Origin of the sequence: Streptomyces hygroscopicus subsp. hygroscopicus (assembly GCF_001553455.1) — a bacterium.
Lineage (GTDB): Bacteria > Actinomycetota > Actinomycetes > Streptomycetales > Streptomycetaceae > Streptomyces > Streptomyces hygroscopicus.
In genome coordinates this window covers 18,309-28,387 of the sequence record NZ_BBOX01000082.1, presented here as the reverse complement: position 1 = coordinate 28,387, position 10,079 = coordinate 18,309, and the positions used below count along the sequence as shown (strand labels likewise).

General features: G+C 70.8%; 8 protein-coding genes. 5 read left to right on the top strand and 3 right to left on the bottom strand.

The features are described 5' to 3' along the window. Positions 1 to 12 precede the first annotated feature (12 nt). Positions 13 to 2,658, bottom strand: coding sequence for an aminopeptidase N (gene pepN, locus AXW62_RS09195; RefSeq protein ID WP_060944053.1), 2,646 nt, complete (start codon positions 2,656 to 2,658; stop codon positions 13 to 15). A gap of 179 nt (positions 2,659 to 2,837) precedes the next feature. Here pepN and AXW62_RS09190 point away from each other — a divergent pair, with 179 nt between their 5' ends. Beyond that, positions 2,838 to 3,473 carry a mycothiol-dependent nitroreductase Rv2466c family protein gene (locus AXW62_RS09190; RefSeq protein ID WP_060944052.1) on the top strand — a complete coding sequence of 212 codons (636 nt, stop codon included), beginning with the start codon at positions 2,838 to 2,840 and terminating at the stop codon, positions 3,471 to 3,473. Positions 3,474 to 3,806: 333 nt separating this feature from the next. Here the strand turns inward: AXW62_RS09190 and AXW62_RS09185 are convergent, their stop codons facing one another. Continuing rightward, a complete protein-coding gene (locus AXW62_RS09185) occupies positions 3,807 to 4,400 on the bottom strand; it encodes a biotin transporter BioY (protein ID WP_060944051.1) in 594 nt (197 codons plus the stop codon). Positions 4,401 to 4,672: 272 nt separating this feature from the next. Here AXW62_RS09185 and AXW62_RS09180 point away from each other — a divergent pair, with 272 nt between their 5' ends. Together AXW62_RS09180 and AXW62_RS09175 are read left to right on the top strand one after the other, a co-directional pair. Next, on the top strand, positions 4,673 to 6,094 hold the full coding sequence (locus tag AXW62_RS09180; RefSeq protein ID WP_060944050.1) for an amino acid permease: 1,422 nt from the start codon (positions 4,673 to 4,675) through the stop codon (positions 6,092 to 6,094). 164 nt (positions 6,095 to 6,258) lie between these two features. Beyond that, on the top strand, positions 6,259 to 6,900 hold the full coding sequence (locus AXW62_RS09175; RefSeq protein WP_060944049.1) for a superoxide dismutase: 642 nt from the start codon (positions 6,259 to 6,261) through the stop codon (positions 6,898 to 6,900). A 164-nt stretch (positions 6,901 to 7,064) separates the two neighbouring features. Here the strand turns inward: AXW62_RS09175 and AXW62_RS09170 are convergent, their stop codons facing one another. Continuing rightward, on the bottom strand, positions 7,065 to 8,537 hold the full coding sequence (locus AXW62_RS09170) for an amino acid permease (RefSeq protein ID WP_060944048.1): 1,473 nt from the start codon (positions 8,535 to 8,537) through the stop codon (positions 7,065 to 7,067). A 181-nt stretch (positions 8,538 to 8,718) separates the two neighbouring features. Here AXW62_RS09170 and AXW62_RS09165 point away from each other — a divergent pair, with 181 nt between their 5' ends. Beyond that, positions 8,719 to 9,207 (top strand): ribose-5-phosphate isomerase, encoded by a 489-nt coding sequence (locus AXW62_RS09165; RefSeq protein WP_030837852.1) that lies wholly within the window; start codon positions 8,719 to 8,721, stop codon positions 9,205 to 9,207. Beyond that, positions 9,207 to 10,016, top strand: a complete 810-nt coding sequence (locus AXW62_RS09160) for an Fpg/Nei family DNA glycosylase (protein ID WP_060944047.1) — start codon at positions 9,207 to 9,209, stop codon at positions 10,014 to 10,016. The genes AXW62_RS09165 and AXW62_RS09160 overlap by 1 nt, the downstream gene beginning before the upstream one ends. The last annotated feature ends 63 nt before the right edge of the window (positions 10,017 to 10,079 follow it).

Genomic DNA, 10,079 nt, shown 5'->3' with positions numbered 1-10,079 from the left:
AGCCGGTGTGGGTCAGCCGGCGGCCCGCGCGTCGCACTCCTGGCCGCGCAGGGCGCGGGCGAGGTCGTCGCGCGCCTCCAGGACCAGTCGGCGCAGCGCGGGCGCCGCGGCCGGGTGCCCCGCCAGCCAGGCGTCGGTCGCCTCCAGGGTGCGGGTGTCACCCTGGGCGGCCGGGAACAGCCCGCGCACGATCGCCATCCCGATCTCGATCGACCGCTCCTGCCAGATCCGCTCGATCACCTCGAAGTAGCGCGGTGCGTACGGCGCCAGCAGCTCCCGCTGGCCCGGCTGGTCGAAACCGGAGATGGTGGCCTCCACCAGGGCGTTGGAGAGCCGGTCGGAGCCCACCACCGCGTCCCACGCCTCGGCCTTGACCGCGGCGGAGGGCCGGGCGGCCAGGCACCGCACCTGGTGGCGCTTGCCGGAGGCGGTGTCGTCGCGGGCCAGCTCATCGGCGATCAGCGCCTCGTCGGCCGCGCCGCCGGCGGCCAGCGCGGCCAGGAACGTCCAGCGCAGCTCCTGGTCCACGACCAGCCCGTCGATCCGCGCGGTGCCGTCCAGCAGCCCGCGCAGCAGCCGCAGCTCGGAGTCGGCGGCGGCGACCTGGGCGAAGAACCGCGCCCAGGCCAGCTGGTGCCCACTGCCCGGCTCGGCCAGCCGCAGCTCGCGCAGCGCGCTCTCGGCCAGCCGGGCGCCGGCTGCCTCCCGGGCGTCCGGCGCCGCGTAGTGGTGCAGGGCGGACAGCGCCCACGCCTGGACCATCTGCAGCACCCCGATGTCGCTCTCGGCCCCGGCGAACCGCCGCACCAGCTCCAGGTAGTCCCGGGCGGGCAGCAGCGCGTCGCGGGTGAGGTTCCACAGCGCGGACCAGCTCAGCGCGCGGGCCAGCGGATCGGTCAGCTCGCCCAGGTGCTCGCGCAGGGTGTCCAGCGAAGCCGCGTCGAAGCGGACCTTGCAGTAGGTGAGGTCCTCGTCGTTGACCAGGATCAGATCGGGCCGGGCGGCCCCGGTCAGCTCGGTGACGACCGTACGGGGGCCGTCGACGTCCACCTCGGCGCGGGCGTAGCGCACCAGCGCCCCGGGGCGCTCACCGGTCGCGGCCTCCTTGCGGTACAGCCCCACGGCCACCCGGTGCGGCCGCAGCGTCCCGCGCGCCGGAGCCGCACCGTCGGAACCGGCGGTCGCCGGGGCCTCCTGGACCACCGCCAGCTCGGTGATGTGGCCCTCGGCGTCATAGGTGGCCTGCGGGGTGAGCACGTTCACCCCCGCGGTCTCCAGCCAGGCGCGGGACCAGGCCGTCATGTCCCGCCCCGAGGTCTCGCCGAGCACCGACAGCAGGTCCGACAGCCGGGTGTTGCCGTAGGCGTGCCGCTTGAAGTAGCGCCGGGCGCCCTCCAGGAAGGCGTCCTGCCCGGCGTACGCCACCAGCTGCTTGAGCACGGACGCGCCCTTGGCGTAGGTGATCCCGTCGAAGTTGAGCTTGGCGTCCTCCAGGTCGCGGATGTCGGCCGTGACCGGATGGGTGGAGGGCAGCTGGTCGGCGCGGTAGGCCCACGCCTTGCGGCGGTTGGCGAAGGTGATCCAGCCGTCGGTGAAACGGGTCGCCCCGACCAGCGCGAAGGCCCCCATGAAGTCGGCGAACGACTCCTTGAGCCACAGGTCGTCCCACCACTCCATGGTCACCAGGTCGCCGAACCACATATGGGCCATCTCGTGCAGGATGACGTTGGCCCGGTGCTCGTAGGACGCCTGGGTGACCTTGCCGCGGAAGACGAACTCCTCCCGGAAGGTCACACACCCCGGGTTCTCCATCGCGCCGATGTTGTACTCCGGCACGAACGCCTGGTCGTACTTGCCGAACGGGTACGGGTAGTCGAAGTGGTCGTGGAAGAAGTCCAGGCCCTGCTTGGTGACGGTGAAGATGTCCTCCGCGTCGAAGTGCTTGGCCAGCCCCTTGCGGCACAGCGCGCCCAGCGGGATCTCCAGCTGCGAACCGTCCGGCAGGGTGCGGCGGTAGAGGTCGCTCTCGTAATGGTACGGACCGGCGACCACGGCGGTGATGTACGTCGAGATGGGCCGGGTCGGGGCGAACCGGGTGGTCGCCGAGCCGTCGCCCGCGCCGGACGGCTCCACCCGCTCGGCCGTGCCGTTGCCGAGCACCGTCCAGCCCTCGGGGGCGGTCACCGAGAAGGTGAACGGGGCCTTGAGGTCCGGCTGTTCGAAGGTGGCGAAGACCCGGCGGGCGTCGGCCGGTTCGTACTGGGTGTAGAGGTAGACCTCGCCGTCCTCCGGGTCCACGAAGCGGTGCAGCCCCTCGCCGGTGCGGCTGTAGGCGCACTGCGCGTCCACCACCAGCTCGTTCTCGGCGGCCAGCCCGTCCAGGGCGATCCGGGAGCCGTCGAAGACCGCCGCCGGGTCCAGCTCCCGTCCGTTCAGCCGCACCGAGGTCACCGCGGGCGCCAGCAGATCGGCGAAGGTCGCCGCGCCCGGCTCGGCGCAGCGGAAGCGGATCGTCGTGGTCGAACGGAAGGTGCGCGGCCCGGTCCCGGTGTGCTCCCCGACCGCGGACCGCAGATCGAGCGCCACCTCGTACGCCTCGACGGCCAGCAGCTTCGCCCGCTCACGGGCCTCGTCACGGGTCAGGTTCTCACCGGGCACGACGCGGCTCCCTCGCACTGTCTGTCGGATCTCGAATCTCGGATATCGGACAGCGGGAATCATGTCACGGCGCGCTGACACCCGGCACCGGGGAATGGGCTCCCGTCCCGTCCGCGTTGGCAGGTGTAGTCAGCTCTCTGTTCCTTTGCGATTCCTATGCGCCCGCTCGAGGAGAAACCGTGACCGAGACCGCCAAGACTCCTGCTGATTTCTGGTTCGATCCGCTGTGTCCCTGGGCCTGGATGACCTCGCGCTGGATGCTCGAGGTGGAGAAGGTGCGCCCGGTCGAGGTGCGTTGGCACGTCATGAGCCTCGCCGTGCTGAACGAGCCCAAGCTCGATGAGCTGCCCGAGCAGTACCAGGAACTGATGAAGACCGCCTGGGGCCCGGTCCGGGTCTGCATCGCCGCTGAGCAGAAGCACGGCAGCGAGGTCCTCGGCCCCCTTTACGCCGCCCTCGGCATCCGCTTCCACAACCAGGGCCTGGAGAAGAACCGCGAGACGATCGTGGCCGCCCTCGAGGAGGCCGGTCTGCCCGCCGAGCTCGCGGACTACGCCGACTCCGACGCGTACGACACCGAGCTGCGCGCCTCCCACAAGGAGGGCATCGACCTGGTCGGCCAGGATGTGGGCACGCCCGTGATCGCCGTCCCCGGCCCGGACGGTGAGCAGATCGCCTTCTTCGGCCCGGTGGTCACCCCGGCCCCCAAGGGCGAGGAGGCCGCCAAGCTGTGGGACGGCACGCTGATGGTCGCCTCGATCCCCGGCTTCTACGAGATCAAGCGGACGCGGACGGTCGGCCCGATCTTCGACTGACCCCTGCGCCGCCGGTCCGGGCCCCCGCGCGAGTCGACCGCGCGGGGGCCCTTCTGGCGTCCGTCCGGCGGGCGTCCGTCATGCCGTCCGCCATTCCCCGGTGCGGGCGAACCGCTCGAGGTCGGCCTCGTACGGGGCGGGGTCGAGCGGCGGCCGGGGGCCGTTCACCCGGCCGCCACCGGCCGCCCCCGGCGGACGGCAGCGGAAGGGGGCGCAGGGGCGTGGGCGGCGTCCCGCGGCGGTGTTCCCGTATCCGCCGGATCGCGTCGGCCGCCCACGCGTGGGCATGCTCGGTGGCCATGCCCGGACCCTATGCCCGGATGCCGGGAGGGCTCAGCCCCGGCGGCCCACCAGCTTCCAGGCGGTGGGCAGCGCGCCCATCGCGAGCGCGGCCTTCAGCGCGTCCCCGATCAGGAACGGGGTGAGCCCGGCCGCGACCGCCTGGCCGAGGGACATGTGGGTGGCCAGCGCCAGGTACGGGACGCCCACGGCGTAGATGATCGCCGAGCCGGCCGCCATGGTGCCCGCGGTGCGCAGCACCCCGCGGTCGCCGCCGCGCCGGGCCAGCGCGCCGACCACGGTCGCCGCCAGCAGCATGCCCAGCACATAGCCGAAGGACGGCGCGGCGGTGCCCGAGCCGCCCTCGGCGAACCACGGCATGCCCGCCATGCCGATCAGGGCGTACAGCGCCAGCGACAGGAAGCCGCGCCGGGCGCCCAGCGAGGTGCCCACCAGCAGGGCGGCGAAGGTCTGGCCGGTCACCGGCACCGGGGAGCCGGGCACCGGCACCGCGATCTGAGCGGCGAGACCGGTGAGCGCGGCGCCCCCGAGGACGAGCGCGGCGTCCCGGACCAGGACGCGCCGGACGGGGAAGACCGCGTCCGCGAGGACCGTACCGGGTGTGGCGGCGGCAGAAACAGTGCTCATCAGCGATGCTCCCAGGTCAGAGGGTAGGTACCGTGACGCTAACCCAGGCCGCGGTTCTTGAACACCGTCGATGGTCACAAAGCCGGACGCAGGGGGTTGGCGGCTTCGGGCAGAGGCTCGTGGTACGCGGCGTGAACCCGGTGTCCGATATCCAGAAAAGTTCTGCAGTGATGTTGTCCTGATCGAACGTGCCCTTCACACTGGGGACGTTTTGCATCCGTCCGCCCTCGTGAGGGACAGAGAACGCATCTCGTAAGGGACAGAGAAGAAGAATGAACCGGACATCCGCGTCCTCCGCGCCATCCGGCGCTGCCGAGGGGACCGGCGCGGGCGCGACCGCCTCGCCATCCCTCTCCCACGGCCTCAAGCAGCGCCATCTGTCCATGATCGCCCTCGGGGGCGTGATCGGCGCGGGGCTGTTCGTCGGCTCCGGTGCCGGCGTCGCCGCCGCGGGCCCGTCGATCGTGGTCGCCTATGCCCTGTCAGGGCTGCTGGTGATGCTCGTGATGCGGATGCTCGGCGAGATGTCGGCGGCCAACCCGGCCTCCGGCTCGTTCTCCGTGCACGCCGAGCGGGCGATCGGGCCGTGGGCGGGGTTCACGGCGGGCTGGATGTTCTGGATCACGCTGTGCGTGGCCCTCGCCGTCGAGGCGATCGGCGCGGCCGGGATCATGGTCCAGTGGTTCCCGGGCACCGACTCCTGGATGTGGGTCGCCCTCTTCATGGCGGTGTTCTGCGGGACGAACCTCGCGGCGGTCAGCAACTTCGGCGAGTTCGAGTTCTGGTTCGCCGCGCTGAAGATCGCCGCGATCACGGTCTTCCTCGCCCTGGGCGTGCTCGCGATCCTCGGCGTGCTGCCGGGCACCGACGCCCCGGGCGGCTCCCATCTCACCGGTGACGGCGGCTTCCTGCCCAACGGCGCCGACGGCCTGGTCGTCGGCCTGCTGGCGTCCGTCTTCGCCTACGGCGGACTGGAGACGGTGACGATCGCGGCGGCCGAGTCCGAGAACCCGGTCAAAAGCGTCGCGGGCGCGGTGCGCACCGTGATGTGGCGCATCGCCCTGTTCTACGTCGGCTCGATGCTCGTCGTGGTCACGCTCATCCCGTGGAACGACAAGGCCGTGGTGGAGAAGGGCCCGTACGTGGCCGTGCTCGACCACCTCGACATCCCCGCGGCCGGCGACATCATGAACGTGATCGTGCTGATCGCGCTGCTCTCGGCGATGAACGCCAACATCTACGGCGCCTCCCGCATGTCCTACTCCCTGGTCTCCCGCGGCGAGGGCCCCGCCTTCCTGGGCCGGGTCAGCGGCGGCGTGCCCCGCTTCACCGTGCTCGCCTCCTCCTTCTTCGGCTTCGTCGCGGTGCTGCTCAGCTACTGGTGGCCGGACACCATCTTCAAGTGGCTGCTCAACATGGTCGGCGCCGCGGTGCTGGTGGTCTGGGCCTTCATCGCCGCCGCCCAGCTGCGCAGCCGCAGCCGGCTCCAGCGCGAGGCCCCCGAGCGGCTCGTGGTGAAGATGTGGCTCTTCCCGTATCTGACCTGGGTCGCCCTGGCCGCCATGGCCGGGGTGCTGGTGCTGATGCTGCGCGAGGACGACACCCGCAGCCAGCTGTTCGCCACGGCCGCGATGGCGGTCGCGCTCGCGATCATCGGATTCGTCCGGCAGCGCGCGGCGGCTGCCCGGAGCTGATCCTCTCCACCCCGCGCACGGAGGCGGGGCGGGTCCTGGTCTTCAGGACCCGCCCCGCCTCCGTCGTGTGACCCGGAACCCCCCGGTTCCGAGTGGCGTGAAACGCTCTTGCTGCTAGCGTGTACTTGCAAGTCAATTGCAATAAGCGGTCCGAAGGGCTTGGCATGGCCATCTACACACTTCCTGACCTTCCGTACGACTACTCGGCGCTGGCTCCGGTGATCAGCCCCGAGATCATCGAGCTGCACCACGACAAGCACCACGCCGCCTACGTCAAGGGCGCGAACGACACGCTGGAACAGCTCGCGGAGGCGCGGGACAAGGATCAGTGGGGCTCGATCAACGGGCTCGAGAAGAACCTGGCCTTCCATCTGTCCGGCCACATCCTGCACAGCATCTACTGGCACAACATGACCGGTGACGGCGGCGGCGAGCCGCTGGAGAAGGACGGGGTCGGCGAGCTGGCCGACGCCATCGCCGAACACTTCGGCTCCTTCGCGCGGTTCAAGGCCCAGCTGTCCAAGGCCGCCGCCACCACCCAGGGCTCGGGCTGGGGCGTCCTGGCGTACGAGCCGGTCAGCGGGCGGCTGGTGGTCGAGCAGGTCTACGACCACCAGGGGAACGTCGGCCAGGGCTCGGTGCCGATCCTGGTCTTCGACGCCTGGGAGCACGCCTTCTACCTGCAGTACAAGAACCAGAAGGTGGACTTCATCGAGGCCATGTGGAAGGTCGTCAACTGGCAGGACGTGGCACGCCGCTACGCGGCCGCCAAGGAGCGCGCCCACAACCTGCTGCTGGCTCCGTGACCCGGAGCACCCACCGGACCCCCTGCCTTACGTGATCGTCTTCTCACCGAACACCGGGCAGGCGGAAAAAGGGGCCCCCGCGCGGTCGACTCGCGCGGGGGCCCCGCTGTCGGTGGGCCCGGAATCCTCTCGGCATCCTCTCGGCGAAGACGCCCGGAACGCTCCTACGGGGCCGCCGGCTCCTTGGGGGCGGGGTCCGCGGGGCCGGCCGGGGCGGGGCCGCGGCCGGCCGTGACACGGTCCCGCACCAGCGCGAAGACCACCACGAGCAAGGCCACCAGCGCGGAGAGGATCACCTGCTCGCGCCCGTCCTTGTCGGTGAGCATGTAGACCAGGACGAAGGAGATCATCCCGATCGTCGCCCAGGTCAGATACGGGAACAGCCACATCCGGACGACCAGCTTCTCGGGGTTCTCGCGCAGGATCATCCCCCGCATCCGCAGCTGGCTGAAACAGATCACCAGCCAGACGAAGAGCGCGACCGCGCCCGAGGAGTTCAGCAGGAAGGTGAAGACCGTGTCCGGCCACTGGTAGTTGAACCAGACCGCGAGGAAGCCGAAGACGACCGAGCCGAGGATCGCGGCCTGCGGGACGCCGCGGCCGTTGGTGCGGGCGAAGGCGGCCGGGGCGTCGCCGCGCTGGCCGAGCGAGAAGGCCATGCGGGAGGCGGTGTAGAGACCGGAGTTCAGACAGGAGAGCACGGCGGTCAGCACGATGACGTTCATGATGTCGCCCGCGTGCGGGATGCCGATCGAGTCGAGCGCCGCGACATAGCTGCCCTTGTCCTCGATGGACTTGGCGTCCCAGGGCAGCAGCGTGATCACCACGAAGATCGAGCCCAGGTAGAAGACCGCGATGCGCCAGATCACGCTGTTGGTCGCCTTGGTCACCGCACGCTGTGGATCCGCCGACTCCCCGGCCGCGAGGGTGACGATCTCGCTGCCCATGAAGGAGAACACCACCAGCAGCACACCGGTGAGGATGGCGCCCGGCCCGTTCGGCAGGAAACCGCCGTGGTCGGTGAGGTGGGCCAGGCCCGCGCCCTCGTTGTCCGAATGCGGCAGCACCCCGAAGACCGCGAGCCCGCCGATCACGATGAACGCGGCGATCGCCACGACCTTGATCCCGGCGAACCAGAACTCGAACTCACCGTAGGAGCCGACCGAGACCAGGTTGGTCGCGGTGAGGACCACCATCACGATCAGCGCCCAGCCCCACTGCGGCACCTGCGGCCACCAGCCCTCCAGGATCTTGGCACCGGCGGTGGCCTCGACCGCCAGCACCACGACCCAGAAGAACCAGTACAGCCAGCCGATGGAGAACCCGGCCCAGCGACCGAGCGCCCGGTCGGCGTAGGCGGAGAAGGAGCCGGAGGTGGGATTGGCGGCGGACATCTCGCCGAGCATCCGCATGACGAAGACGACCATGAGGCCGACCAGCGCATACGAGATGAGGATGGCGGGGCCGGCCTTGGCGATACCGGCGCTGGAGCCGACGAACAGCCCGGCGCCGATCACCCCGCCGATCGCGATCATCGAGAGATGGCGGTTTTTGAGCCCCGCCTTGAGGCCGTCGGTCGAACCCGGGTCGCCGGGTGCCCGCTGCTGTTCCGGCGTGGTCGCTGGTTGTGCGCTCATGTGCTCGATTCCTTTGCTCTCGGGTTACGAGCGACGCCAGTGAATCTCAGGAGGTCCGCCAGTTGAACCTTTGAATCCGGATTGTTACTTGAGGTTTTCATGAGGTTCCTTGGCGTTACGGATATTCGTGCGACATCTACCCGGGGCGGCGGGGGTCATACGGCCATGACACACTCGGGACATGCGCGTGTACCTCGGCTCCGACCATGCCGGTTTCGAACTCAAGAACCATCTCGTGGAATGGCTCAAGGCGGCCGGGCATGAGCCCGTCGACTGCGGCCCGCACATCTACGACGCCCAGGACGACTACCCGCCGTTCTGCCTGCGTGCCGCGGAGCGGACCGCCGCCGACCCGGACGGCCTCGGCATCGTCATCGGCGGCTCCGGCAATGGTGAGCAGATCGCGGCGAACAAGGTCAAGGGGGTGCGTGCGGCGCTGGCCTGGAGCGAGCAGACCGCGGCCCTCGGCCGGGAGCACAACAACGCCAATGTGATCAGCGTGGGCGCCCGGATGCACACCCAGGAGGAGGCGACGAAGTTCGTCGAGATCTTCCTGAACACCCCGTACTCGGGCGAGGAGCGGCACACCCGCCGGATCGAGATGCTCAGCGCCTACGAGACCACCGGCGAGCTGCCACCCGTCCCGGCCCACCACCCGCAAGGCGACTGATGCCCGAGGGGCACACCATCCACCGGCTGGCCGCCGACCACCTCGCGACCTTCGGCGGCCGGCCCGTCCGGGCCACCAGCCCGCAGGGCAAGTTCGCCGACGGCGCCGGACTGATCGACGGCCGGCCGCTGGACCACGCCGAGGCCCACGGCAAGCACCTGTTCCTGGACTTCGCCGCCACCGGCTGGGTCCACGTCCACCTCGGGCTCTTCGGCACGTACGCCTTCGGCCCGGCCCCGGCCCCGCCGGCCACCGACACCGTACGGCTGCGGCTGGCGAACCCCGACGGCTACGCGGACCTGCGCGGCCCGACCGCCTGCGCACTGATCACCGACGAGGAGAAGCGGGCGATCCACGACCGGCTGGGCCCCGACCCGCTGCGCCCGGCGGACGACGGCGAGCGGGCCTGGGCCCGGATCTCCCGCAGCCGCGTCAGCGTCGCCGCGCTGCTCATGGACCAGAAGGTGATCGCCGGCGTCGGCAACGTCTACCGCGCCGAGGTGCTCTTCCGGCACGGCATCGACCCCTACCGGCCCGGCCGTGCGCTGGAGCGCGCCGAATGGGACGCGATCTGGGCCGATCTGGTGACGCTGATGCGCGAGGGCGTGCGGAACAACCGGATCGACACCGTCCGTCCCGAGCACACCCCCGAGGCGATGGGCCGCCCGCCGCGCGTGGACGACCACGGCGGCGAGGTCTACGTCTACCGGCGCGCCGGTCAGCCCTGCCACGTCTGCGGCGCCGAGATCCGCACCGCCGACCTCGCCGCGCGCAATCTCTTCTGGTGCCCCGGTTGTCAGCGTCCTTAAGGCGGCCACCGGCGCCCCTCCCGGCACCGGCGCCCCTTCCGCAGCCGGCGTCCCTCCCGGATT

What these genes read in the sequence shown, in the direction of transcription:
- AXW62_RS09185 (WP_060944051.1), bottom strand. Translation starts at nt 4,400, where the DNA reads ATGAGCACTGTTTCTGCCGCCGCCACACCCGGTACGGTCCTCGCGGAC.
- AXW62_RS09170 (WP_060944048.1), bottom strand. Translation starts at nt 8,537, where the DNA reads ATGAGCGCACAACCAGCGACCACGCCGGAACAGCAGCGGGCACCCGGC.
- AXW62_RS09175 (WP_060944049.1), top strand. Translation starts at nt 6,259, where the DNA reads ATGGCCATCTACACACTTCCTGACCTTCCGTACGACTACTCGGCGCTG.
- AXW62_RS09180 (WP_060944050.1), top strand. Translation starts at nt 4,673, where the DNA reads ATGAACCGGACATCCGCGTCCTCCGCGCCATCCGGCGCTGCCGAGGGG.
- AXW62_RS09165 (WP_030837852.1), top strand. Translation starts at nt 8,719, where the DNA reads ATGCGCGTGTACCTCGGCTCCGACCATGCCGGTTTCGAACTCAAGAAC.
- AXW62_RS09160 (WP_060944047.1), top strand. Translation starts at nt 9,207, where the DNA reads ATGCCCGAGGGGCACACCATCCACCGGCTGGCCGCCGACCACCTCGCG.